Genomic DNA, 24,383 nt, shown 5'->3' with positions numbered 1-24,383 from the left:
GTTCTTTCCAGCAGCGCAATCCAGAAGAAGCGGCACCCGGCGGAGCACACCAGGATGCGCTGGGAGATCAGCCGGTGGTCTGCAGAGAGGGGATCACGATGAGTGAGCGCATCGGGGATCGTGCGGTAGTGCTGGGCGGGAGCATCGCGGGGCTGCTGGCCGCCCGGGCTCTCGCCCGGCACTACACCGAGGTCGTCGTCGTGGACCGCGACCGGCTCACCGGCGTGCGGGGGCCGCGGCGCGGAGTGCCGCACGGCAGACACGCCCACGGTCTGGTCGCACGGGGCCACCAGATACTCGAGTCCTTGTTCCCGGGCCTCACGGAGGAGCTGGTCGAGGCGGGGATCAGGCCGGGGGACTTCAGCGGCGACATCCGCTGGTACTTCAACGGCCGGCTGCTGCGGCCCGCCCGCACCGGGCTGGTCTCGGTGCCCGCCACCCGGCCCGTGCTGGAGTACCACCTGCGCCTCCGCGTGCAGGCGCTCACCGGCATCACGTTCCTGGAGGAGCACGATGTGCTGGGGCTGGTCACGAGCTCCGACCGGCGCCGGGTCACCGGGGTGAGGGTACGCCCGACGGCCGAGGACGCCGAGCAGCGGGAGCTCGCCGCCGACCTGGTGGTCGACACCACGGGCCGGGGTTCGCGCACCCCCGCGTGGCTGGACGAATTCGGCTACCGGCGGCCCGAGGAGGAACAGGTCAAGATCGACCTGGCCTACACGACCCGGCACTACCGGCTGTCGTCGGACCCCTTCGGGAGCGACCTGGCGATCATTCCGGCGGCGACCCCCTCGCATCCGCGCGGGGCCTTCTTCTACCGCACACCGGGTGAAGGCCATCAGGTCGAGCTCTCCCTGACGGGGGTGCTCGGCGACCACCCGCCGACCGATCCCGAGGAGTTCGACCGCTTCACCCGGTCGCTGCCCGTCCCGGACATCCACGAAGCAGTACGGAACGCGGAAGCTCTCGACGCCCCGGTCATGCACCGCTTCCCGGCCAGCCGGAGGCGGCACTACGAGCGGCTGGACCGCTTCCCCGAGAGACTGCTGGTCATGGGGGACGCGGTGTGCAGCTTCAACCCGGTGTACGCCCAGGGCATGACCGTCGCGGCCCTGCAGTCCCTCGTGCTGGAACGGCACCTGCGGGCGGGACACGCGCCGGAGCCCCTCCCCTTCCTGCGGGACATCTCCCGCGAGATCGACTCCCCCTGGGAGTTCTCGGCGGGCGCGGACCTCGGTTACGCGGGGGTCGAGGCGCCGCGCCCGGCCCGGGTCCGGCTGGCCAACGCCTACGTCACCCGGGTCCAGAAGGCCGCGGTCCACGACCCCGCCCTCACCAACGCGCTGATGCGGGTGGCCGGGCTCATGGAGCCGCCGCAGTCCCTGATGCGTCCGGCCACCGTGCTGCGGGTACTGCGGCACGCGGCCCGCAGGCCCCCCGCACCGCCGGGCCGCGAGGTCCCGGCGCCGGAGAAGATCGCCTGACCCCGTAAGCCCCGGACGACCGACAGAGGTGACCGTGCGCCCCTTCCGCATCGACATTCCCCAGCAGGACCTCGACGACCTGCACCGCAGACTGGCCGCGACACGCTGGCCGGTCGAGCTGCCCGGAGTCGGCTGGGAGAGGGGTGTCCCCCTGGCCCACCTCAAGGAACTCACCGAGTACTGGCTCCACGACTACGACTGGCGCACCGCCGAGGCGCGGCTGAACCGTTTCCCGCAGTTCCTCACCGAGATCGACGGGGCCCGGATCCATCTGCTGCACGTGCGTTCACCCGAACCGGACGCGACGCCGCTGATCCTGACCCACGGCTGGCCCGGCTCGTTCGCCGAGTTCACCGAGGTCATCGAGGTGCTGACCGACCCGCGCGCGCACGGCGGGGACCCGCGCGACGCGTTCCACGTGGTGGTGCCCTCCCTACCGGGGTACGGGTTCTCCGGCCCCACCGGTGCGACCGGCTGGGACGTGCCCCGGGTCGCCGCCGCGTGGGCGGAGTTGATGCGCGAACTCGGCTACGACCGGTACGTGGCGCAGGGCGGCGACTGGGGCATGCCCATCTCGCTGCGGCTGGCGCTCGCCGACCCCGAGCATGTCGCCGGTGTGCACCTGAACATGCTGGTGACCTTCCCGCCGGACGATCCGGCCGCGATGGCGGACCTGGACGAGGCGGACCGGGCGCGACTGGACTTCGCCGTCCGGTTCGACCAGGACGCCGCGGGCTGGCAGAAGATCCAGTCCACCAGGCCCCAGACCCTGAGCTACGGCCTCACCGACTCGCCGGTCGGCCAACTCGCCTGGATAGTCGAGAAGTTCACCGAGTGGTCCGATCCGAAGCAGTTGACCGAAGAGACGATCGACCGGGACCGGATCCTGACCAACGTCATGATCTACTGGCTCACCGCCACGGCCGGACCCAGCGCCCAGCTCTACTACGAGTCCACGCACACCCCCGAGGACTTCGTACGGACCTGGGGAGGCCCTTGGCCGCTGACCGTGCCGGTCGCGGTCGCGTCCTTCCCCTTCGACGCGGTGCGTCCCGTACGCGGCTTCGCCGAACGCCTCCTCCCCACCCTCACGCGGTGGACCGAATTCGACCGCGGCGGCCACTTCGCCGCCATGGAGCAGCCCGGGCCCTTCGTCCAGGACGTGCGGGCGTTCGCCCGTTCACTGCGGTGACGGCAGGGGCACAGCGCCCCCCGCACAGCGCGACCGAGCACGGCAGACCAATCGTGGAGGTAGCAAGTTGAGCTCGATGAAACGCCGTGGATTTCTGACGGCGGCCATGATCAGCGGCGGGGCCCTGGCGACGGGGGCCGCTTCACCGGCTTCCGCGCGGCCGGGGCGGGATGCCGGGTGGAAGAACCCGGCCGCCTGTCCTCAGCCGTACCGGGCGGTCACGGTCAGGCCGGGCGACTCCCGCTACAACAGTCTCACCGGCGGGCACAACCAGCGGTTCGTCGGACGGCCGGAGTCCATCCGAGTGGTGAGCACGACGGAACAGGTCGTCGCCGCCGTGGAGGAGGCCGTGGCGGCGGGCAGACGCATCGCGGTGCGCAGCGGCGGGCACTGCTTCGAGGGCTTCACCGCCTCCCCGGACGTACAGGTGCTGCTGGACATGTCCCAGTTCGACGCCGTCCACCATGACCCCGAACGACGGGCCTTCGTGGTGGAGCCGGGCGCGACCCTGGGACACGTCTACCGGACCCTGTTCAAGAACTGGGGCGTGACGATACCCGGCGGCGCCTGCCTGGACGTGGCGGCCGGCGGGCACATCACCGGCGGCGGCTACGGGCACCTGTCACGCCGGCACGGCCTCGTCTCCGACCACCTCTACGCGGTGGAGGTCGTGGTCGTCGACGGCAAGGGCAAGGCCCGCGCCGTGGTGGCCACCCGGGACGAGGGCGATCCCCACCGGGACCTGTGGTGGGCGCACGCGGGCGGCGGGGGCGGCAATCTCGGCGTCATCACCCGGTTCTGGCTCCGTACACCGGGCGTGACATCGAGCGACCCCACCGCCCTGCTGCCCAAGGCGCCGGGCGACGGGCGCCGCCGAACGATCATGTGGCCGTGGGAGTCCATGACCGAAGCGGCCTTCAGCACCCTGCTGCGCAACTACTGCACGTGGTACGAGCGGAACAGTGAGCCCGGCACGCCCAGCACCGACATCTGGGGCGTGCTGCTCGCCAACCACCGCTCGGCCGGCGTCCTGGGCATGGTGGCGGTCATCGACGACGCGCTGCCGGACGCGAGCCGGCGGCTCAACGCCCATGTGGACGCGGTCGCCGCCGGTGTCGGCGTCACGCCCGTCATCGACACGGAGCAGGTCATCCCCTGGATGACACCGCAGAACTGGCCGTTGGAGGCCACGGGCCGCTACAAGCACAAGGCCGGTGACTTGCGCAGCGGTTACTCCGACCGGCAGATCGCGACGATCTGGCGCTACCTGGAGGACCGGACGTACGACAATCCGGCGGCCAACCTCGGCATCTCCGGGTTCGGCGGACAGGTCAACGCGCCGGCCCCGGACGCCACGGCCACCGCCCAGCGCGACGCCATCCTCAAAGCCGTCTACAGCACGGGCAACTGGGCGGACGGGGAGGACGGCGCCCGGCACCTCACGTGGGTGCGCGACTTCTACCGCGACGTCTACGCCGACACCGGCGGGGTCCCGGTGCCCGACCGGCGCAACGCCGGAAGCTACATCAACTACCCCGACGTCGATCTGCTGGACACGCGGTGGAACACCTCGGGCGTTCCGTGGACGACGCTCTACTACCGGGGCAACTACCCGCGTCTGCAACGGGTGAAGAAGCAGTACGACCCGCGGAACGTCTTCCGCCACCCCATGTCCATCGCGCCCCCGGCCCGATGACCTGAGCGGGAGTCCGTAGCCGGCGGGCACCCCCGCACGCGGCGATCGTCGTCCGCCGCGTGCGGGGCCGCGCACGCGCCGGACCCCGCCGCCGCTCCCCCGCACGCGCTCCCCCGCACCCCCGCACCCCCGCAATCCCGGAGATGTCCCGCACACCGGTGCCCTGCGACGGTGAACACCGGACTCCGGTCACGGCACGCGCACCGGGCTCCCCCCATCGATACTCCAAGGAGAACCTGTGGACACGACCGAACTCGCGCAAGCGCCGAACCGCGCGGACCTCGTCGCCCGCGCGACGAAGTTGGTGCCTCTGCTCCGCGAGAAGGCCCCCTGGGCCGAAGAGAACCGCGAGTTGCACGAGGACACCGTCAGGGCGATGGCCGAATCCGGCCTGTTGCGCACCCGGCTGCCCGCCCGGCTCGGCGGTTACGAGTCCGACATGAGGACGCAGGTCGAGGTGCTCGCGGAACTGGCCAGGGGCGACGGATCCGCCTCGTGGACCGCCGGTGTGTGGTCCATCAGCGCGTGGGTCGCCGGGCTCTTCCCCGACGCGGTGCAGGACGAGGTGTTCACTTCACCGGACGACCTGGTGAGCGGCATCATCAGTCCGACGGCGATGGCGGTGCCCGCGGAGGGCGGCATCGTCGTCAACGGCAGGTGGGGGTTCAACAGCGGGGCGAAGCACAGCAAGTGGAACACCAACGCGGCGGTGCTCGCGATGCCGGACGGCAGTCATCAGCCGATCATGACTCTCATTCCGCTGGCCTCGCTGGAGATCGTCGACGACTGGCACACCGCCGGCCTGCGCGGTTCGGGCAGTGTCAGCACGGTCGCCCAGGACGTCTTCGTGCCGGACGCCCGGTACATCCCGCTGGGCGGTCTGATCCAGGGGCACTCCGGGCACGGCAGCAACGCCGACGCCCTCATCCACCGGGCGCCGATCATGCCGACGGCGTGCGCCACGGTCAGCGCGACCGCGCTGGGACTGGCCAAGGGCGCCAGGGACGTCTTCTTCGAGCGGCTGCCCGGCCGGAAGATCACGTACACCGAGTACGCCGACCAGCGAGAGGCCCCGCTGACCCACCTCCAGGTCGCCGAGGCGTCGGTCAAGATCGACGAGACCGAGTTCCACGTGTACCGCATCGCCGACCTCGTGGACGCCAAGAACGCGTCCGGCGAGCCGTGGACGCTGGAGGAACGCGCGCGCGTCCGGCTCGACACGGGCGCGGCGTGTCAGCGGGCGAAGGAGGCCGTCGACGTCCTGAACACAGCGAGTGGCGCGTCGTCGATCTACACCGACGTGCCCATCCAACGCATCGAACGCGATGTCCAGACACTGAACCTGCACGCCATCATGCACCCGAACACCAACCTGGAGCTCTACGGCCGCATCCTGTGCGGCCTGGCTCCCAACACGCAGTACCTCTAGGCCCTGTCGTCGAACTGCCGCCTGCCCCGCGGGGCCGCCCTTCGGGCGACGACGGCAGTGTGACGACAGGAACCAGGAGCGCTTCGTCGGGTTCGGTGTCCGCCCCCGGGCGCTGAGGGTCAGGACACCCGGCCGCCCCGCGCCTCCAGGCGCGTCGCACGGGAGAGGAGATGGCGCCGCTCCGGTGCGCTCGTGGTGAGCCGGGCGGCGTCGCGGTAGCAGTCCGCCGCCGCCCGGTGCTCCCCGAGCAGTTCCAGGAGGTGCGCCCGGGTGGCAGGCAGCCGGTGGTGGTGGGCCATGCGGTGGTCGGACTGCAGCGTGGCAAGCAGGTCGAGCCCGGCGCTCGGGCCGTGCACCATGGCGAGGGCGACCGCGCGGTTGAGGGTGACCACTGGGTTCGGGGCGGCCTGTTCGAGGAGTTCGTACAGGGCGAGGATCTGGGGCCAGTCGGTGGAAGCGACGTGCTCGGCCTCGTCGTGGACCGCTGCGATCGCCGCCTGCAGTTGGTACGGCCCGACGCGTCCCCGGGGCAGCGCCTCACTGATCAGGGCGATGCCCTGGGCGATCAGCTCGCGGTCCCACCGGCTGCGGTCCTGCTCCGCGAGTGGCACCAGGCTGCCGTCGGCGCCCACCCGCGCACGGCGCCGCGCGTCGGTGAGCAGCATGAGCGCCAGCAGACCGGTGACCTCGGCGTCCGAGGGCAGCAGCCGGTGCAGCAGCCGGGTGAGCCGGATCGCCTCGCCCGACAGCGCCGGCGCGGTCAGGGCGGTGCCGTCCGTCGTGGTGTACCCCTCGTTGAAGATGAGGTACAGCACGTGCAGCACCGCTTCCACCCGCTCGGCCCGGTCGGCGGCCGCGGGCATGCGGAAGGTCGTGCCGGTCTTCCTGATGGTCTGCTTGGCCCGGCTGATGCGCTGGGCCATCGTCGCTTCCGGAACCAGGTAGGCGGCGGCGATCTGGGCGGTGGTCAGGCCGCCCACGGCGCGCAGCGTGAGCGCGATCCGGCTGGAGGCGGAGAGTCGCGGATGGCAGCAGAGAAAGAGCAGCTTGAGGGAGTCGTCCCGGTCGGTGCGGGGCTCGCTGTCGACTCCGGGGCTGGACAGTTCCGCCGCCGGGACCGCCAGGGCGACGTGGTCCTCACGGCGGCGCCGGGCGTGGTCGGCGCGTACCTGGTCCACCAGGTGACGGGAGGCGACGGTGTACAGCCAGCCGCGGGGATGGTCCGGCCGCCCCTCGACCGGCCACTGGAGCGAGGCGGAGAGCAGGGCCTCCTGGACGGCGTCCTCGCAGGTGTCGAAGACGCCGTACCGCCGGATGAGCGCCCCGAGCACCTGAGGTGCCAGCTCACGCAGCAGGTCCTCGTCCACCTCGCCGTTCTGCGCGGACACGGTCTTTCCTCCACGGCCGTCCGGACCCGGGCCGCCACGTGCGCGGCCCGCCGCGAAGAGTCTAAGGGCTGTCCCGCGATTCCCGGTGGATCAGCGCACGGCGTCAGATGCGGTGCATCGCAAGGCCAAGACGCACCCGCGTACGGGAGGTATTCGGGTGCTTCGACCACGCGGCGAGGTGCCGTAGCCGGTGCCGTGCGCCCGCCGGGAATTGCGGGACAGCGCTCAGCCGCGCTTCGTGGGCCCGGCGGCTCCACGCGAGGCCGCGCGCGCGTTCGTACCGGGCAGCAGCCCCGCGCGCAGCGCCTCGGCGAGCAGCGGCGCCTCGCGGTCACGCCGCGAGATCATCACATCGGACGGGCCGGGTACGGGCAGGGCCAGCCGGGGATCGAACGGTGAGATCGCCCGCTCGTTCCCGGGGACGTACTCGCGGGAGAGCAGATACGACATGACCGTGTCGTCCTCCAGTGCGAGGAAGAGGTGTCCCACGCCCTGGGGCAGGTACACGGCGCGGTGGGTCTCCTGGTCGAGCACGACCGAGTCCCACGTCCCGAAGGTCGGTGAGCCGACGCGCAGGTCGACGACGACGTCCAGTGCGCTCCCCCGGGGGCACGTCACGTACTTCTCGCACCCGGGTGGGGTCGCCGTGTAGTGCACGCCGCGCATGACTCCGCTCCGCGAGCGGCTGAAACTGGCCTGGGCGACGGGGAAGAGGGAAGTCCCCGTCGCCGTGCGGAAGTCCGACTCCTGGTAGCTGGACAGGAAGTCTCCCCGGTCGTCGGGGAAGACGGCCGGGGTGAACTCCACCGCGCCTTCGATCGTCATCTTCCGGGCGTCCACAGCACTCTCCTCTCACCGCGGCCCGGCCGGACGTGTTTCCGGCCGGGCGCCTTCGCCGGTGTCAGTCGACGCGTACGCCGGGGACGTAGCGGATCCAGTGGCCGCCGGACTCACGGAAGCCCGTCTCCTTGGCCATGATCTCGTCCGCGTGGTTCCAGGCGAAGAGCAGTGCGTAGTCCGGGTACGGGTCGGCGAACGCCTCCGCGGCGCGCACCGGGATGTGGGTGCCGGGTGTGAGGCGGCCCTGCTTGGCCGGTGTGGTGTCGCAGACGAAGGAGACGAGATCCGGTCCCAGCCCGCAGTAGTTGGCGACCGTCGCGCTCTTGGCCGTCGCGCCGTACGCCACGACGGTGCGCCCCTCGTCGCGGAGCCGGGTCAGCAGGGCGAGCAGATCGTCCCGGATCGCCGACACGTCTCCGGCGAACCGGCGCAGGACGTCGGGCGCCGTGAGGCGCCGCGTCTCCTCCTGGTCGAGGAGCTCGTCCACGGCCGGCGCGGGCCGGCGCGAACCGGCCCGCGCGAGCGTGTACCTGATCTCTCCCCCGTGGACGGGCAGCCGTCGGACGTCCACGAGTTCGAAGCCGAAGCGCTCGGCCATCGCGCGCACGGAGCGCGCGGTGAAGAGGTAGAAGTGCTCGTCGTAGATCTGGTCGAACGAGGTCTTCTCCACGACGTCCCCGAAGTAGGGGTCCTCGAAGACGAACACGCCGTCCTCGGCGAGCAGCGCGTCGACGCCGCGGAACACGGACTCCATGTAGGGGATGTGGCAGAGGGTGTTGGCCGCGTAGATCACGTTCGCGGGCCCCTCCGTGCGCCGCACGTCGGCGGCGGTCTTCTCCTCGAAGAAGTCGCCGCGCACCCGCACGCCGTGTCCGCGTGCGACGTCGGCGACCTTGCGGGACGGCTCGAAGCCCAGGTGGCGGACGCCGGCCCGACCGATCTGCCGCAGCATCACCCCGTCATTGCAGCCGATCTCGACGGCGAACGCGTCCTCGCGGTCCAGCTCTCCCTCCAGGAACTCGGCCGCGGTGCGGGCGAAGTGCTCGCGCATGACGGCCGAACCGGAGGAGTAGTAGGGGTAGTCCTCGTGGAACATACGCTCCCTGGGCACCTCCTCGACGAGCTGCACCATGGCACACGCGGTGCAGCTGGCGACGCGGAGGTCGTAGAAGAACTCGGCGACCGGTGGTTCTTCGGGAAAGGCGTCGGACAGGGGCTGGCGGCCGAGGTCGAGGAACTCCTCGGTCGCCGCACCGCAGATCCGGCACGCGCTCGGCACGGCCGGAAGGGCCTGGTCAGTCATCGTCGGGCCTCCACCATCATCGTGGGCGGGGAAAAGGGAGAACGCGGGTGTCGACCGGTCGTCAGAGCTTCGCCAGTACCTCGCGCAGGGACTCGATCACGTGGTCCTGGCGGTCCTCGGGCAGGGAGGGGTACATCGGGAGCGAGAAGATCTCGGCCGCGAGCCGCTCGGTGACGGCCAGGGAGCCCTCGCTCTGTCCCAGGTGGCGGAACCCTTCCATGGTGTGGACGGGCCACGGGTAGCTGACGTTCAGGGAGATGTCGCGCCTGCGCAGCTCTTCGAGGACGAGGTCACGCCGCGGATGGCGCACCACGTAGAGGTAGTACACGTGCTCGTTGCCCGGCCGGGTCCGGGGCAGCATCAGGCCACCGTCCACGGCGATGTCGCGGAGCGCCTCCTCGTAGCGGCGGGCCACGCGCCGACGGCCCTCGATGTACGCGTCCAGGCGGGTCAGTTTGCGGCGCAGGATCTCCGCCTGGACCTCGTCGAGGCGGCTGTTGTGGCCCGGGGTACTCACCACGTAGTACGCGTCCTCCATGCCGTAGTAGCGCAGGCGCCGCAGTGCCCGGTCGGTCTCCGCGGAGTCGGTGATCACCGCACCGCCGTCGCCGTAGGCCCCCAGCACCTTGGTCGGGTAGAAGGAGAAGGCGGCGGCGGCGCCCATGGTCCCGGCCGTCCGCCCGTGGTAGCGGGCCCCGTGCGCCTGCGCGCAGTCCTCCAGTACGGTCAGGTCGTGGGCGCGGGCGACGCGCAGCACCGGGTCCATGTCGACGCACTGGCCGTAGAGGTGGACGGGAACGATCGCCCTGGTGCGGTCGGTGACGGCCGCCGCGAGCCGGTCGGTGTCCATCAGGAAGTCGTCCTCGCGCACGTCGACGAAGACGGGGGTCGCCCCGACCGCGTCGATCGCGACCACGGTCGGGGCAGCCGTGTTGGAGACCGTGATGACCTCGTCGCCCGGTCCGACTCCGAGCGCCTCGAGCCCGAGCGCGACGGCGTTCGTGCCGTTGTCGACCCCGACGCAGTGGTCCAGTCCGTGCCGGCCGGCGAACTCCGCCTCGAACCCGGCGACGCTCGCGCCCAGCACGAGTTGCCCGGAGCCGAACACGGTCTCCACCGCGTCGAGCAGATCGTCGCGCTCGTTCTCGTATTCGGAAAGGTAGTCCCACACCCTCGTTGTCATCCGCGTGCTCCTCCGTGAGTCAACCGCGCCCGGCGAAGCGGGCGGCTCGGGTGCTCATGTAGTCGTCGTCATGGTCGATGCGCAGGGCCCGCGCGCTGAGGTAGTCGACGGCGTCGGGGTAGGTATAGGGCTGCATGAACCACCCGGCCCGGACGTCCCGGTAGAGCCGGGACAGGCTCGACGCCCCGGCGTAGGACGCTCCACCGACGATCGTGAGGCAGTCGTTGACGATGTCGAGCGCGAGCCGGTTGAGCGTCAGCTTCGCGCACTGGAACGGGGTCATCATCCGCGGACCGCGCACGGCCGGATCGGGTGCTTCCGCGGTCAGCGCGTCGGCCTCGGCCAGCGCCGCGGCGGTGGTCGCACGCGCCGCGTACAGGCGTGCCTCGACATCGGCGACGAGCACGCGGACCGCGGCGGGCGCGCCGGAGCGTCCCCGCTGCCACTCCACGGCGGCGTCGCGGGCCGCGCGGGCGATACCGAGATAGATGCCGAGCATGGTGATCGAGCTGACGGTCTGTCCCGCGAGCGCCGCGTCGCCGCGCTCCCCGACCGGGCCCCGCACCAGTACGTCGGCATCCGGCACGCGGCACCGGTCGAAGCGGATGTCCCACGTTCCCGAGGAGCGCATCCCGAGGCCGTCCCAGGTGTCGAGGACGGTCAGACCGGGGGTGCCGCGGGCGATCAGCGGAGCCGCGAGGCAGGTACGGCCCTCCGACTCGACCAGGGCGTAGGCGAAGAAGTGGGTGGCCACCGGTGCCATGCTCACCAGGGTCTTCTGCCCGGTCAGCAGCCAGCCCCCCGTGCCGTCCGGCTCCAGCCGTGTCACCGCGCTCGGATGGTCCTTGACCGCGCCGCAGACCCGCGCGGTGCCGGTCGCCATGGCCCGCAGCATCCTCTCCGCGAGCGCCGCCGCCTCGGGTTTGCCGTGTCTCCACTCGTACGTCAGGGTCAGGCCCCGGCTGAACTGGACGTGCAGGGCGAGCGCGGCGGACGCGTCGGCCCGTGCCACCTCCTCCAGGACCAGGGCGATGTCGTGGAGGGAGCCGACACCGAGCCCGCCGAGCTCCGCGGGGACCGTGCCGCCGAGCACCCCGCTGGTTCCGAAGTGCTCGAAGACCTTGTCCGGGAACGTCCCGGTGCGGTCCCGCTCGTCGGCGTCGGCGCGGAGCGCCGGTGTCTGCTCGCCGACCAGGGCGAGCAGTGTGCTTCCCGCCTCGGTGACCGGGGCGGCCAGGTCGGGTCGCGCGGTGACGTTCAGAGCCCCCATCGGCACAGCTCTCCTCCATCGTCGTTCCGGCCGGTCCGGGCGCAGGGCTCCCGAAGGCCGCTCCCTCTCCGTGGCGGAAGGGGGCGGTGCCGGATTCCCGGACCGTTCGCGCATGGGACCACGGTGACACCCCACCGTGCTCGCGGACTTCTCGCAGAATGCGCCCCGCGGAGAACTCAGAGCCGGACAGCTCCGGTGCTCAACACCGACAGCAGGGTGCGGGCTTGCACGTTCACCCGGCCGCCCCGGCGTGCGACCGCCGAGAGCTGCCCGGGTGTCACCCAGCGGTAACCGGACGGCGGCCTGGGCGGTGCCGGCGTCTCGTCGGCCTCCACGATGGCGTAGCGGCTCACGGCGTTCAGGAACCGGCCGCCCTCCTCCGAATGGACCGCCGTATAGCGGATGCGGCCCGGCGGGGCGGTCTCGACGGTGGTGAGGAACGGGGGACGCCGGCCCGGGGGCCGGTCTCGGTGGTACTCCGGGACGCAACTCACCGTCGGAGCCAGTTCCGCGCCCTGTGCGAGACCGATCTCGGCGCCGATCCTGACCAGCAGATGCGGCACTCCGGAGAACCGCCGGGTCACGAAGGCGTGCAGGCCCGGCAACAGGGGTTCGAACAGCGGCTGCGTCCACTGGGGCACTTCGCGGTTGCCCGCCTCGACGGCGACCGCGACGACACGGAAGCCGCGGTCCGGCACCCGGCGGATCGAATCCGCCGTGCGCACCCATCCCTCGGTGTCGCGCAGAGCGATGCGCCGCACCCGCCGCTGAAGGCGGGCCCGCTCGGCGGCCAGCCAGTCCTCGACGCTGCGCACAGGAGCCGGGTCGCCGGATCCTTCGGGCGCCGGGGGGAGGCAGGAGAGCACCGTGCGGCTGTCCATGTTGACGAGGTTGTCGTGGTGCAGCAGGGCGGCGATGGTGTCGAGGGTCAGCCAGCGGAAGTTCTCGCCGGCCGGCACCTCCTCGTCGACCAGGACGATCACGTTCCGGTTGAATTTCCGGTGGAACCACTCGCCGTGCTCCGACTGGAGGACGTCGGCGACCGGGTGCGCCCGGGACGGATCGGTGAAGTAGTCGAGATAGGCGACGGGGGCCCCTTTGTGGACACCCGTGTAGTTGCTGTGCGTCGCCTGCACGGTCGGGGAGAGCTGGACGGCGCGGGGGTTGCCCGGCTCCATCTTCGCCTGCATCAGATAGTGGCGTACGCCCCCGAAGTCCTTGGCGAGGATCCCCAGGATGCCCACCTCGGGCTGGTCGATGATGGGCTGGCGCCAGACCGGGTGCGCACCGTCGGCCGTCTCGGCCTCGATGCCCCCGATGGAGAAGAACCGACCGCTGTCGTGCACCAGATCGCCGGTGTCCGGGGCGAACGACCACCCGCGGAGACGGTCGAAGGCGATGCGCTCGACCCGGAAGCGGTTGGCCCGCGCACGGGAGGCGAGCCAGTCCACGACCTCCTCGGGCCGGGCGCCCGGGTCTCCGCGGCCCGGTGCCACCCCGGTTCTCCTGGTGGGGGCGGCGTCGGCGCGGTCAGAAGACATCGAAGTACTCCCCGATCCACAGGCCCCTTCCGGCGTCCACCGTGCGCAGCCCCGAAGCGCTGTAGTCGGAGAGCCGGATGCACCGGAAGTCGAAGCTGACCCGAGTCGAACCCGTCTCGTTGACCTTGTTCCCGTGGTGCCAGTTCACCGCGTCGAAGACCAGCACCTGGCCCACGTCGAGCTCGGCCGGGGCGTAGTCGTTCGCCCCCTTCTCCTGCTCCACCCAGACGGAGTTGGTTCCCCAGGCGCGCGTGAGCGGTAGCCAGAAGTTGACCTCGCCGTCACGGTGGTTGTAGTCACCGTCCGTGTGGAACTCTCCTACGGCGACGTTCCCCGGGAAATGAATCCGGAAAGTCGGAACGCGCTGGAAGCAGTATTCATCCGTACCGAGCACTTCCGGTGCGAGCGTCTTCACGAAGGAGCGGTACAGCGACCGTATCTTCGTGTCGAACTGCTGGTAGAAGGCGGCGTGGAAGTCGGTGGACTGGTCGGTCTTCCAGGTGAGCCGTTCCATGGGCCGGTACGGTCGCAGTCCGTCCAGCGCATCGGACTTGTAAATCGACTCGACCGCCGCACCGAAATCAAATGCGGCCGAATCGTACGTGTACACTTCCGGGCGCCCGCTCCTCCACATTCCCCGGTCTCCTGTCTTCGATTTCACTGCCATAACTCCCGAAGCTAGCATGGGGAATCTCTCGTTCCCATACTCCGGCCGGAAAGCGCACGCTGCGAGAAATCCGAGGCATCGTCAAGGACTCCCGGCGGGCGCGGTCGTGTCCCGGGCGGCTCGGCAGGGCCCCCGCGGCGCGCCGCACGGACGTGCCGGAAGACCGGAGTCACGGTCCCGGTCATCTCTCGCAACGGCCTCGACCCGGCGTGGAGATCGGATCGGACACCGCATTTTCGAGGAAGCCGCCGGTCGGCGGGGCCGCCTAACGTCGCAGCCCATGGATGACCGATACAGCCCGAGCCCGCTGTGGAATTACAACAACTCCGTCAAGGTCACCGAGGAGGGCGTGGCCAAGCTGGCCTCGTTCAAATCGGATCCGGTGAACTTCAAGCTCGCACTGTGGGATCCGCAGGTCAACGGGGTCCGCTATCTCAAGGCGCTGATCTTCGAACTCGCCTCGCGTCTCACCCCGGAGAACCGCGGGCGTCTGCGCAGGATCCGTCATCGCGAGACCGGGTCACCCATCTCCGTGACCCACGACGGTGACAGCGTCTGCATGGACTACCTGCTCGCGGTCCACGAGTTGGAGTTCATCAGCCGGTACGTCGAACCCGACGGCGCGCGCGTCCTGGAGATCGGCGCCGGCTACGGGCGGACCTGCCACGCGATCCTCTCCAACCACCGGGTCGAGGAATACTGGATCATCGATCTGGGACGTGCCCTCGCGCTGTCGAGGGAGTACCTGCGCACCGTCCTGGACACCGAGGCCTTCTCCCGCGTGAGGTTCGTGTCGGTCGACACCACGGACGACCTGGACCGGGCGCTCGGAACCGCCCGCTTCGACCTGTGCCTGAACGTCGACTCGTTCGCCGAGATGCCACCGGAGACGGTGCGCAACTACCTCGCTCTGATCGACCGGCGGTGCTCCGCGCTCTACGTGAACAACCCGGTCGGCAAATACCTGGAGAAGGAACTGGACAACCACGCGCAGGGCGACGAGGTCGTGCGGATGGCCCTGGCGACCGGGCTGCTGCGGGACCTCCTCGACATCCACGACAGCCGTGCGGTCGCGGCTCTGGCACCCAAGTTCCTCTCGTCCTACCGGCCGGGCCCACGCTGGGAGACCGTCGGCGACGGCAGGGCCGTCCCGTGGAGTTACTACTGGCAGGCCGTCTACCGGCGACCGGACGAACCCCCGACGGCCGGCCGCACGACGGGGCGCCGAACCGGTCAGCGGGGCGACGCGGCGTGACCGGCGCCGATGTGCCGGGCCGCCCCCCGCTCGTCACCGTGCTCGGGGCGTCGGGCTTCGTCGGGTCCGTGGTCGTGGCGGCGCTGTCGCGGCGCCCCGTCCGGCTGCGCACGGTGGCCCGGGGACCGGTCGCGGTACCGCGGGGCGCGCGTGCCGACGTCGAGCGGTGCACGGGTGACCTGACGGACCGGGACGTTCTCCGGGCCGCCGTCGCCGGATCAGACGCGATCGTCCACCTCGTCAGTCATGGTGCGGGGTGGCGCGGCGAGGGCGCGTCGGACGAGGCGCTGGGCCGGGCCAACGCGGGGGTGATGAGCGCGCTGCTCGAAGCGTTGCTGGAGCGCGGGCACGCGCGCGGTGCCGCCGCGCTCGTCCTGTTCGCCGGCTCGACGTCGCAGGCCGGTCCCGGCGCCCCGATCCCGGTCGACGAATCCGCGCCGGACGCCCCGACCAGCCCGTACGACCGTCAGAAGCAGGCGGCGGAGCGCGAACTGCTGGCCGCCGCCGCGCAGGGCACGGTACGCGGCGCGTCCCTCCGGCTGCCTACGGTCTACGGGCGCGGCGCACCCGCCGGGCGGAAGGACCGGGGGGTGCTGGCGGCGATGGTACGGCGGGCACTGGCCGGGGAGCCGCTGACCATGTGGCACGACGGCTCGGTGCTGCGCGATCTGCTCCATGTCGACGACACCGCACGGGCGTTCCTTGCCGCCCTGGACCACCCCGAGGCGGTCACCGGCCGGCACTGGGTCCTCGGAACCGGGCAGGGCGAGCCGCTGGGCCGGGTCTTCCGGTCGATCGCCGACGGTGTCGCGGCCCGGACCGGACGCCCTCCGGTGCCCGTGACCGCCGTCCCGCCACCGGCACACGCGCTTCCGACGGACCTCAGGAGCACCGTGGCGAACTCCACGCGGTTTCGCACCGCGACGGGCTGGCGCCCGCTGACCCCGCTGGACGCCGGGCTCGCCGACCTGATCGCCGACCTCGCGGACGCGCCCCCCGACTGACGGGACCCCGTGGTCCGTGGGCGCTACAGGGCGCCGAGAGGGCTTGCCCCGCCAGAGCGCCCGGCACCCGCCGGAACTCGCCGGACAAGGAAGGCGTACTGCACATCGCGGACCAGGCAAGTCCGTCGGTGCTCGGTGGCTCCACGAGGTTCCTGATATCCATGTTCCTCGCTCAGGCGAATATCGGGCCGGTCGAACATTCGACGTTCCCACGCATGACCGGCGGAGTGCCCTGCACAGCAATACCGGAGATGTCGCGGCGCCCGGCGTCATGGACCATCGACACAGTCAACTTTCCGTCGGACAACCCACGACTGCTTTCCTCCCGTCCCGGGGGAACCTCGATGACATAGGTCCGACCCGGCGGAATTCTGTCTTCCCCTTCGATTCCGTTCGCCCCGGAATCGCACTCTCACGCACGGAGGCGCTGACGTGAAGGGAATCATCCTGGCCGGGGGTCACGGTACGAGGCTGCAGCCGATCACTTTCGGAGTGTCCAAACAGCTTCTGCCGGTCTACGACAAACCGATGATCTACTATCCGCTGTCGGTGCTGATGCTCGCGGGGATCACCGATATCCAGATCGTCGCCGCGCCCGACGGTCTGCAGGGGTTCCGGCGACTGCTCGGCGACGGATCGGACCTCGGGCTCGACCTCAGCTACGCGGAACAGGACAAGCCGCGCGGACTGGCGGACGCCTTCCTGGTGTCCGAGGACCACATCGGCGACGACGCGGTGGCCCTGGTCCTCGGTGACAACCTCTTCCATGGTCCCGGCTTCTCCGACATCCTGCGCAGGGTCGCCCTGGACCTCGACGGCGCGGTGCTCTTCGGCTATCCGGTCCGCGATCCGGAGCGCTACGGGGTCGGTGAGGTCGACGGCGCCGGCAACCTCACCGCCCTGGAGGAGAAACCGGCGCGGCCGCGGTCCAACCTGGCCATCACCGGGCTGTACTTCTACGACAACGACGTCGTGGAGATCGCCAGGTCGCTCCGGCCGTCGGAGCGCGGCGAACTGGAGATCACCGACGTGAACCGGCGATACCTGGAGCGGGGCAAGGCCGCACTCGTGCAACTGGGCCGCGGCTTCGTCTGGCTGGACACCGGAACCCACGACGCGCTCATCGACGCGGGCCAGTACGTGCAACTGCTGGAACACCGTCAGGGTGTCCGCATCGCCTGCGTCGAGGAGATCGCCTGGCGCATGGGCTACATCGACCGGGAGGCATGCCACCGGCTGGGGGCCCAGCTCGCCCGCTCTCCGTACGGCCAGTACGTGATGGACATCGCCGCGGCTGGCTGAGCGGCCGCGGCGGATTCCCGCGCGACGCACGAACCGGACACTCCTTCTGGAGGACGACCATCATGTTGCCCCACACCCCACACGGCCGGGCCGGCGGTACGGTCGACCCGGAGCGCACTCCCCGCCCGAGCGTGCTGCGGGGGGCCACACCGTGAGAATCCTGGTCACCGGCGGGGCCGGGTTCATCGGTTCCCACTATGCGCGGTCACTTCTGGCGGGCCGTTACGGCGCGGCCCCGGACACCCGGATCACCGTGCTCGACAAACTGACCTACGCGGGCGACCGGGGGAACCTGCCGGCACACCACGACCGGCTGGAGTTCGTCCGGGGAGACGTCTGCGACGGGGCTCTGCTGCGCGAACTGCTGCCGGGCCACGACGCGATCGTCCACTTCGCCGCCGAGTCCCACGTGGACCGCTCCGTCGCCGGCGGCCGGGAGTTCGTCCGTACCAACGCGCTGGGCACCCAGGTGCTGCTGGAGGCCGCCTCCCTGAGCCGGGTCGAGCGGGTCCTGCACATCTCCACCGACGAGGTCTACGGTTCGATCGAGCAGGGCTCCTGGACCGAGGAGCGGCCTCTCCTGCCGAACTCCCCGTACGCCGCGTCGAAGGCCAGCGCCGACCTGATCGCCCGCAGCTACTGGCGCACCCACGGTCTGGACGTGTCCATCACTCGCTGCTCGAACAACTACGGGCCCTACCAGCACCCCGAGAAGCTCGTCCCGCGGTTCGTGACGAATCTGCTGCGGGGCCGCAAGGTCCCCGTCTACGGCGACGGGCGCAACCGCCGTGAGTGGATTCACGTCGACGACCACTGCCGCGCCATCCACCTGGTCCTCGCCAAGGGCGGCGCCGGCGAGATCTACAACGTCGGCAGCGGCGACGAGCTGGAGAACCTGCGGCTGGCCGAGCACCTTCTGGCGCTGTGCGGCGCCGACGCCTCGATGATCGAGTACGTCGAGGACCGCAAGGGCCACGACCTCCGCTACGCGCTGGACGACACCAAGATCCGCGAGCAGCTCGGCTACGAGCCGCAGGTGCCCCTCGACCGCGGGATCGCCGAGACGGTGGCCTGGTACGAGGCCAATCCGAGGTGGTGGCAGGCCGCCGGGCGGCGAGAGGAATGACGGGCGACCGCCCCGGGCAACGGGCCGGTCGGCGTCGTGTGCCGCCGAATCGGTCCACGCCGTTCGGCGCAGGTCGAGCGGCCGCTCAGACGGGGCGGACGACGAGCCTGTGCTGTTCGCCGTCGAAGACCTCGCCCAGGGCTCGGGCGTCCGGGTCGTTCGCGGCGAATCCTCCCGGTCCGGCCGACGTCCACGGACAGGGTGCTGTGACGGTCGATCACGTCGCAGACGCCGCGCGGCTCGGCGTCCGCTTGCGGGCACCGGGCCTGCTCCGCGGACCGCACCGTCATGCGGTTCGCGGAGCAGGCCCGGTGCCCCACGGGCTTGGTCCTGGGTGGAGTACGACCGGTCCTCGAACGGCCCGGCAGCCCGCGTGAGCGCCGGGGCCGCTTCGACACCGGCTACCGCCGATCCGAGTCCTGCCCGGCTGTTCCGGCCTCGGTACTGGTGGGCTCTCGTATTCAGCTGTCGCGAGAGGTCGGTGCTGCTGAGCGTGGTGGTGACTTTCCGTGATCTCCAGCGGGTTGTCCCCAGGCCCGCTAGTCCTGCGTCAGCCCGCGGCACCGCCGTAGGTCCGCAGGACGTTCAGAGCTCTGTCGAAGGCCGAGTCCCTCTCGTTGTCGAACTCCTCCTTCGTGAAGACCGGCTCTTTGAGGTGCGGCGGAATGCCTGTGCCGTCGAAGGTCCTGCCCGACCGGGTCAGGAACTCCTCGTTCGGAAGCCAGGCCGACATGCCGTTGGGGAACTTGCGCGACATGACGTCCGAGAAGACCCCTTGTGTGGGCTGCCCGATCCGGACCGTCTTGCCAGGCCGGTCCATGAGGGCCTGGGTGAAGGTCTCCCCCGCGCTGACGGTCGAGCCGCCGGTCAGCACGGCGACCGGCCCGGTGTATCGGGGCCCTTGGGCGGGCGTGACATACGCGGGTTGGGGGCGGGTGTGCCGGGTGGGGTCGGCGGGGTCGTTGCGGGCCCGCTTGGAGTAGGCGAGGTAGGAGGTGTCGGTGAGGCGCTCGGCGAGGTGGATTCCCAGGGCGTCGGAGCCGCCGCCGTTGATCCGCAGGTCGATGATCAGACCCTTCAGGCGCTGAGTGCGCTCCTGGCTGAGGACCGTGTCCAGCGCCCTGTCGAGCTCGGCCAGCTGGGCGGCGTAGGGGGCACCATCGCCCACGTATCCGCCGAAGCCGGAGATCCGCACATAGCCCTGCCCGCCGGGGAGGTCGGCGTAGGTGATCCGCCCATGGGCGAAGTCCTGGAGGTTCCGGGCGTTCTTGAGGTCGCGCGCCACTATGAACTTCTTGACCTTGGTGTCCAACTCCCCGGTGGGCAGGACGGTGCCGGGGCGAACCTGCGCGAAGACGCGATCGCCGTCCTGGACGGCAACGTGGGCATCGTGGAGCGGCTTGACCATCTCGCTGAAGACGGCGTAGAGCTCGTCCCTCGTCGTCCCAGCCTGTACCAGGGGGCGGTATTGGTCGCGTACGGCGTGCCAGTCGATGCCCTTGGCAGAAAAGAAAGGGTAGTTCTCCTCGAACGACTGCCAGAAGACGTCAAAGGCAGCGAGCGGCCCCTTGGGGGCCGGACTCGTGCAGGCGTCGGGCAACTCCGGGATCCGGCGCAGGTTCCGGTCGCCGACGGAGCCGTCCGCCCGCAGGGACGCGCGGTCGCGGCCTCCTTGGGTGCGCACGGTGAGGACAGTGCCGTCGGCCATGGTGTAGGTGCTGGGGCCGGTCCGCTGCGCGGAATCTCCCTGGAGACAGCTGACGGCGGTGGTCTGGTACTCCTGGAAGGTTCCGTTCCGGATGGAGAGGACTGTGCCGTAGCCGTCCATGCGCCAGATTCCGTCGGTGGTCGGCTGGTGGGCGGTGGCGGCCGGGGCGGCTTGGCCGGCGAGGGCCAGGGCGACGGCGGTGGCCGTGACGATACGCACGATCCTGCCTTCTCTGTGGGCGACTTGCTCGGGACAGCCCCACGGTCGCCGACATGGCGTTCTCCTGGCCATCCGGCTGTCCGGTTGATCGGGGGTGGGGCCAGCCCCCGCTGCCGGCAGAGCCCTGGGGCGATCGCAACGTCGTGATCGCGGCTCTCCCGGCCGCCCAGAACCTCTTCACGCACACCTCGCACTACGGGGTCGCCGAGCGGTTCGCCAGGGATTCGATCCTGCTGTCCACCCTGCTCTCGGTCCCGGCGCTCATCGCCGTCGCGGCGCTGCTGGGCTGAAAGCACGAGCCCGCCGAGTTCCCCCGGAACCCATGGAAAAACTACCCATTTCGGGGACATGGAGCGGAAAGGGAGGGGCACGAGGCTGTCAGCGGTTGATGAGGAAAGGGAAAGCCCGCCCGGACAACGACCGACCGGCGCCGGCAACCGTCCGCCTACCGCTTTGAATACCTCTTGCATTTCCATGCGAACGAAGGAGTTTCCTATGTCCGAGAACCTGTGGGGATACCAGCCGACCGCCGGTCACACCGTCGGTACCGACCTGATCGGCTACAAGGTCGAGGCCACGGACGGCAGCATCGGCAAGGTCGACAAGCACTCCGACGACGTCACGTCCTCGTACCTGGTCGTCGACACCGGCGTATGGATCTTCGGCAAGCACGTCCTGCTTCCGGCGGGCACGGTGAGCCGCGTCGACAACGGCGACAAGAAGATCTACGTCGACCTCACCAAGGAGCAGATCAAGGACTCCCCGGAGTTCGACAAGGACAAGCACGTCGGCGACGCGGACTTCCACCGTACGACGGGTGAGTACTACGGCCGTCACCGTCGCGTCTGAATCTCTCGCGCCGTAGGCACAGCGGGCGGGGCCCGACGCATCACGCGTCGGGCCCCGCCCGCTGTGCCCGCCGTTGTTCCCTCACCGCTCGTGCGGTGGGGCCAGGACGTAGACCGTCTCCTCGAGGATGTGCTGGGTGTCGCGGCGGGCCGGCAGCCGGTAAAGGGCCGCCGGGACCACGAGGCCCACACTGACTTCTTCTCGCCGGCCGGTTTTCCGGGCGCGGTTCGTGTTGCTGTTCCGATGACCGTGGTGGACGAGTTGGACCGGCTGAAGGAGGCCAGGGTGTCGACGCATGCCCGGTGGCGGGCGAGGTACGGGCTGGCGGTGCTGGACCGTTTGCCGACGTGGTCCCGGCAAGCTCGGGTTCCCAGAGGGCGAAGGCCTGCCGGACCCTCCGGGGCATGTGCGCCTGCCCGACGAGGATCTACGCAAAATCCGACGGGGAACTGATCATTACCAGCGGGCGGAGCGGCGAGACGGTCTACCAGTGCCCCGTCGCACAGACCACCAGCACGCCTCGGCACCCAGCCGGGGGGGGCACCCCTCCGTCAGAGCTACCGCCCCAGGAGACACCGGATGCACCCCGACCTCATCGTGATCTACACGAACCGCCTCAACGCCTGCCAGGCCTTCTACACCGAACTCGGCCTCACCTTCGTCACGGAACAGCACGGCCCGGGACCCGAGCACTACGCCACCCAGCTCGACGGAACCGTCTTCGAGCTCTACCCGGCCAGCCCGCGCCGCCCGGCGACCGGGTCCCTGCGCCTCGGCCTCACGATCCCCGTCGGCCCCCGCACGGCCCCCGTCGGCCAGCACACCCACTCCGACCCGGACGGCCGCACCGTCGTCCTCACTGTCACCCAGCAGACACACCCCATGACCACCGCCCAGGAGGCACGGGCAGCGATTCACCACGCCTTCGGCGACACCGCCCGTACCGACATCAAGACGCTGCCCGCCGGAAACCTCGCCATCACCATCAACAAGGGCAACCACGCTGCCACCATCGACGGCCACGACTCCAGCGGCTGGGGCTGGACCGTCGACCCCGCCGAGGACGACGGCTTCACCGGCCACGAGAACATCGCCGCCACCCTCGACGAGGCGCTCACCAGCATCCGCGCTGCCCTGATCCGACCAGGCCGGGCCGACGGGGCCCCATGAACTCCTGGCAAGAAATGAGATGAGGGATGCCCTCGGGTCGGGCGAGGATCGCTCGGTACTCGCCGACAAAAGGGCAGCTATGGGCGACAGGCCCCCGAGGGAGCTCATCTCACTCGCTGATGACGAGGGCAACAGCGTCTCGGTCAACGTTCTGGGGCGTAGCTCCGGATGGGCAGACGCCCGCACCCGGTGCCCATGGATCCGGCCAGCTGGACGGCACTCCAACACTGCCTGGCCCACCGTCAGGGCCAGCACACCGACACCCCCCACGTGATCGTCACCAAGATCACCAGGACCGGCCGGGCACCGGCCTCAACCGCCCATGTCAGCCACCTCCTGGACCCCTGCGGTGTCCCACCGCGGACCCTGCGGAGTACTCGACTCGCCGACCTGGTCAACACCCTCGATCCCAAGCTCGTCGCTGCGGCCCTCGGCATGGATCCCGAAGGCGTCATGATCTACCTCGCCGATCACGTCGACGCCGGCCGGCTCCCGATTGGCACAAAATTCGGTGCCGGATAGCTGGCGGACGTCTACCCTCCGCCGGGAGCCCCTGGCCGGCACCACCACCAGACGAAGCGAGCAATCATGGCTGATCAGACGAACACCCAGCGACTGTATTCATGGGGACGTTCCCGGTTCGAAAAGCAACCCACCCCCGTGGCCTGGGCTGGCAGCGTACTTCGAGCCGCGAACCGAAACCTCGGGGACTTCTCAGAAGTCGACAATGCTCTGCTGCTGGCCGAGACCGAGGAGCGGTGGCCGCAGGCCCGCGAAGTCTTCGACCGACTGCGGCGACGGAGCCTGGATCAAAACGCCCCGCTGAACGAGGAGCAGGCCCTGCTGTTCACCCTCGCGGAGCTGGTTGCCAAGGTGGCGCACAACGCCGCCGGCATGCGTCCCCCATTCGACCATGACTCGGGATGGCGCATCTGGCCCGTCGCCCACCGGCTCATCTCAATCACAGACAACCCTGAACTTCAGTCCGAGCTCACAACAGCTCTCGGCGAAGGGCCAGAGGACAGCTGATGCCGACGCGTTAACGAGAGAGAACCTGTTGAATTTCGACGCCGCCTAGCACACGTTCGCCGGAACATGTGCGCTTTGCCGAAGGTCTTGTTCGAGGTCAGGATGATCGAGCCCTTCTCGTAGCGCTTGGAGACCACCTGGAAGACGAGGTTGGCCTCGGTCCGTTCCAGGGGCTGGCAGCACTCCTCGTCGACCACGAGAACGCTGAGCCGGAGATAGCTGGTGAGCTTGCTCATCAGCCGGCCCTGGTCCTCGGCGGCCTTGAGGTGGCGGACCATGCGTCGAGGCTGGTGAAGTAGATCGAGTAGCCGGCCCGGCAGGCCGCGACGGCCAGGGCGACGGCGAGACGCTGGCGAAGATCTCCACCCGCATCACCAACGAGGTCGCCGAGGTCAACCGCGTCGTCCTCGACGTGACGAGCAAGCCCCCGGGCACCATCGCATGGGAGTGAGACCCCGCACCCGAACCACACCCCATTGTCTAGGGCGTATGTCGGAAGTGCTTGAGAAGTCATCTCACTTGGCGCGTGAACATAGAGTTCAGAGTGTTACGGCGCGCCTGCGACGCGGAGGCTGGGACATACTCCACGAGTGACTACACCGATAGGCCCCCTGGTCCTCTTCGATGACGACTACCACATGTACGTGCTTCCGGACCGAGCGTCCGCAGAGGCATGGTGGGAGATGCCCGACGAGTACGCTTTGGGGTTCGACGCCTTGGCCAGACCG

Annotated in this window: 20 protein-coding genes and 3 pseudogenes; 14 read left to right on the top strand and 9 right to left on the bottom strand. The window is 70.1% G+C overall.

The genetic code is table 11. From position 1 onward, the window contains the following. The first annotated feature begins 98 nt into the window (after positions 1-98). The 4 genes from DTB53_RS21780 to DTB53_RS21765 all read left to right on the top strand — a co-directional run bounded on the left by DTB53_RS21780 (position 99) and on the right by DTB53_RS21765 (position 5,801). Positions 99-1,484 carry an FAD-dependent oxidoreductase gene (locus DTB53_RS21780; RefSeq protein WP_012377935.1) on the top strand — a complete coding sequence of 462 codons (1,386 nt, stop codon included), beginning with the start codon at positions 99-101 and terminating at the stop codon, positions 1,482-1,484. 34 nt (positions 1,485-1,518) lie between these two features. Further along, a complete protein-coding gene (locus tag DTB53_RS21775; protein ID WP_003964491.1) occupies positions 1,519-2,676 on the top strand; it encodes an epoxide hydrolase family protein in 1,158 nt (385 codons plus the stop codon). A 76-nt stretch (positions 2,677-2,752) separates the two neighbouring features. Then, a complete protein-coding gene (locus tag DTB53_RS21770; protein WP_012377936.1) occupies positions 2,753-4,372 on the top strand; it encodes an FAD-binding oxidoreductase in 1,620 nt (539 codons plus the stop codon). 238 nt (positions 4,373-4,610) lie between these two features. Further along, entirely contained in the window at positions 4,611-5,801 is a 1,191-nt protein-coding gene (locus tag DTB53_RS21765; protein ID WP_003964493.1) for an acyl-CoA dehydrogenase family protein, read from the top strand. Between the two features lie 119 nt (positions 5,802-5,920). Here DTB53_RS21765 and DTB53_RS21760 read toward each other — a convergent pair whose 3' ends face one another. From DTB53_RS21760 to DTB53_RS21730, 7 genes are all read right to left on the bottom strand, one after another. Then, positions 5,921-7,189, bottom strand: a complete 1,269-nt coding sequence (locus tag DTB53_RS21760; protein ID WP_093566016.1) for an RNA polymerase sigma factor — start codon at positions 7,187-7,189, stop codon at positions 5,921-5,923. A 225-nt stretch (positions 7,190-7,414) separates the two neighbouring features. Further along, the gene (locus tag DTB53_RS21755) at positions 7,415-8,029 is read right to left on the bottom strand and encodes a dTDP-4-dehydrorhamnose 3,5-epimerase family protein (protein WP_012377938.1); all 615 of its coding nucleotides are present in this window, start codon (positions 8,027-8,029) and stop codon (positions 7,415-7,417) included. 61 nt (positions 8,030-8,090) lie between these two features. Next, positions 8,091-9,332 (bottom strand): class I SAM-dependent methyltransferase, encoded by a 1,242-nt coding sequence (locus tag DTB53_RS21750; protein ID WP_012377939.1) that lies wholly within the window; start codon positions 9,330-9,332, stop codon positions 8,091-8,093. A gap of 61 nt (positions 9,333-9,393) precedes the next feature. Continuing rightward, the gene (locus tag DTB53_RS21745) at positions 9,394-10,515 is read right to left on the bottom strand and encodes a DegT/DnrJ/EryC1/StrS family aminotransferase (RefSeq protein WP_012377940.1); all 1,122 of its coding nucleotides are present in this window, start codon (positions 10,513-10,515) and stop codon (positions 9,394-9,396) included. Positions 10,516-10,534: 19 nt separating this feature from the next. After that, on the bottom strand, positions 10,535-11,785 hold the full coding sequence (locus DTB53_RS21740; RefSeq protein WP_042495502.1) for an acyl-CoA dehydrogenase family protein: 1,251 nt from the start codon (positions 11,783-11,785) through the stop codon (positions 10,535-10,537). A 176-nt stretch (positions 11,786-11,961) separates the two neighbouring features. Next, positions 11,962-13,326 carry an NDP-hexose 2,3-dehydratase family protein gene (locus DTB53_RS21735; protein ID WP_202464968.1) on the bottom strand — a complete coding sequence of 455 codons (1,365 nt, stop codon included), beginning with the start codon at positions 13,324-13,326 and terminating at the stop codon, positions 11,962-11,964. Continuing rightward, on the bottom strand, positions 13,316-13,936 hold the full coding sequence (locus DTB53_RS21730) for a phytanoyl-CoA dioxygenase family protein (RefSeq protein WP_241777150.1): 621 nt from the start codon (positions 13,934-13,936) through the stop codon (positions 13,316-13,318). Before DTB53_RS21730 ends, DTB53_RS21735 begins: the two co-directional genes overlap by 11 nt. Before the next feature lie 337 nt (positions 13,937-14,273). Between DTB53_RS21730 and DTB53_RS21725 the strand changes: the two genes are divergently transcribed. The 4 genes from DTB53_RS21725 to rfbB all read left to right on the top strand — a co-directional run bounded on the left by DTB53_RS21725 (position 14,274) and on the right by rfbB (position 18,680). After that, positions 14,274-15,248: a putative sugar O-methyltransferase gene (locus tag DTB53_RS21725; protein WP_012377943.1), complete on the top strand. Its 975-nt coding sequence runs from the start codon at positions 14,274-14,276 to the stop codon at positions 15,246-15,248. Continuing rightward, a complete protein-coding gene (locus DTB53_RS21720; RefSeq protein ID WP_012377944.1) occupies positions 15,245-16,252 on the top strand; it encodes an NAD-dependent epimerase/dehydratase in 1,008 nt (335 codons plus the stop codon). Before DTB53_RS21725 ends, DTB53_RS21720 begins: the two co-directional genes overlap by 4 nt. A 432-nt stretch (positions 16,253-16,684) precedes the next feature. Next, complete coding sequence (gene rfbA, locus DTB53_RS21715) at positions 16,685-17,554, top strand: glucose-1-phosphate thymidylyltransferase RfbA (RefSeq protein ID WP_003964529.1); 870 nt, start codon at positions 16,685-16,687, stop codon at positions 17,552-17,554. Between the two features lie 151 nt (positions 17,555-17,705). Next, positions 17,706-18,680, top strand: a complete 975-nt coding sequence (gene rfbB / locus DTB53_RS21710; RefSeq protein WP_012377945.1) for a dTDP-glucose 4,6-dehydratase — start codon at positions 17,706-17,708, stop codon at positions 18,678-18,680. 550 nt (positions 18,681-19,230) lie between these two features. Here the strand turns inward: rfbB and DTB53_RS21705 are convergent. Then, positions 19,231-20,607 carry a S41 family peptidase gene (locus DTB53_RS21705; RefSeq protein WP_042495508.1) on the bottom strand — a complete coding sequence of 459 codons (1,377 nt, stop codon included), beginning with the start codon at positions 20,605-20,607 and terminating at the stop codon, positions 19,231-19,233. Between the two features lie 140 nt (positions 20,608-20,747). Here DTB53_RS21705 and DTB53_RS21700 point away from each other — a divergent pair. The 5 genes and pseudogenes from DTB53_RS21700 to DTB53_RS21680 all read left to right on the top strand — a co-directional run. Beyond that, positions 20,748-20,897, top strand: a pseudogene (locus DTB53_RS21700) (AEC family transporter); the annotation flags it as partial. A 205-nt stretch (positions 20,898-21,102) separates the two neighbouring features. Further along, positions 21,103-21,456, top strand: coding sequence for a PRC-barrel domain-containing protein (locus DTB53_RS21695; RefSeq protein WP_003964533.1), 354 nt, complete (start codon positions 21,103-21,105; stop codon positions 21,454-21,456). 579 nt (positions 21,457-22,035) lie between these two features. After that, positions 22,036-22,626, top strand: a complete 591-nt coding sequence (locus tag DTB53_RS21690; RefSeq protein ID WP_012377949.1) for a VOC family protein — start codon at positions 22,036-22,038, stop codon at positions 22,624-22,626. Positions 22,627-22,821: 195 nt separating this feature from the next. Beyond that, entirely contained in the window at positions 22,822-23,148 is a 327-nt protein-coding gene (locus DTB53_RS21685; RefSeq protein ID WP_198409277.1) for a hypothetical protein, read from the top strand. Positions 23,149-23,214: 66 nt separating this feature from the next. Beyond that, a complete protein-coding gene (locus tag DTB53_RS21680; protein WP_012377951.1) occupies positions 23,215-23,655 on the top strand; it encodes a hypothetical protein in 441 nt (146 codons plus the stop codon). A gap of 74 nt (positions 23,656-23,729) precedes the next feature. On the opposite strand, the pseudogene DTB53_RS38000 reads toward DTB53_RS21680, so the two are convergent. Then, positions 23,730-24,010: pseudogene (locus tag DTB53_RS38000) on the bottom strand (ATP-binding protein); the annotation flags it as partial. Between DTB53_RS38000 and DTB53_RS21670 the strand changes: the two are divergent. Beyond that, positions 23,999-24,106, top strand: a pseudogene (locus tag DTB53_RS21670) (GMP synthase (glutamine-hydrolyzing)); the annotation flags it as partial. The pseudogenes DTB53_RS38000 and DTB53_RS21670 overlap by 12 nt on opposite strands. Between the last annotated feature and the right edge of the window lie 277 nt (positions 24,107-24,383).

The organism is Streptomyces griseus, assembly GCF_900460065.1.
Classification (GTDB): domain Bacteria; phylum Actinomycetota; class Actinomycetes; order Streptomycetales; family Streptomycetaceae; genus Streptomyces; species Streptomyces griseus.
Note: the sequence above shows the minus strand (reverse complement) of the source record. Positions and strands in the feature narration are given on the sequence as shown.

Coding starts and splice junctions, on each gene's coding strand:
- DTB53_RS21780 (WP_012377935.1), top strand. CDS start 99: ATGAGTGAGCGCATCGGGGATCGTGCGGTAGTGCTGGGCGGGAGCATC.
- DTB53_RS21770 (WP_012377936.1), top strand. CDS start 2,753: ATGAAACGCCGTGGATTTCTGACGGCGGCCATGATCAGCGGCGGGGCC.
- DTB53_RS21750 (WP_012377939.1), bottom strand. CDS start 9,332: ATGACTGACCAGGCCCTTCCGGCCGTGCCGAGCGCGTGCCGGATCTGC.
- DTB53_RS21745 (WP_012377940.1), bottom strand. CDS start 10,515: ATGACAACGAGGGTGTGGGACTACCTTTCCGAATACGAGAACGAGCGC.
- DTB53_RS21740 (WP_042495502.1), bottom strand. CDS start 11,785: ATGGGGGCTCTGAACGTCACCGCGCGACCCGACCTGGCCGCCCCGGTC.
- DTB53_RS21735 (WP_202464968.1), bottom strand. CDS start 13,326: ATGTCTTCTGACCGCGCCGACGCCGCCCCCACCAGGAGAACCGGGGTG.
- DTB53_RS21725 (WP_012377943.1), top strand. CDS start 14,274: ATGGATGACCGATACAGCCCGAGCCCGCTGTGGAATTACAACAACTCC.
- DTB53_RS21695 (WP_003964533.1), top strand. CDS start 21,103: ATGTCCGAGAACCTGTGGGGATACCAGCCGACCGCCGGTCACACCGTC.
- DTB53_RS21690 (WP_012377949.1), top strand. CDS start 22,036: ATGCACCCCGACCTCATCGTGATCTACACGAACCGCCTCAACGCCTGC.
- DTB53_RS21685 (WP_198409277.1), top strand. CDS start 22,822: ATGGATCCGGCCAGCTGGACGGCACTCCAACACTGCCTGGCCCACCGT.
- DTB53_RS21680 (WP_012377951.1), top strand. CDS start 23,215: ATGGCTGATCAGACGAACACCCAGCGACTGTATTCATGGGGACGTTCC.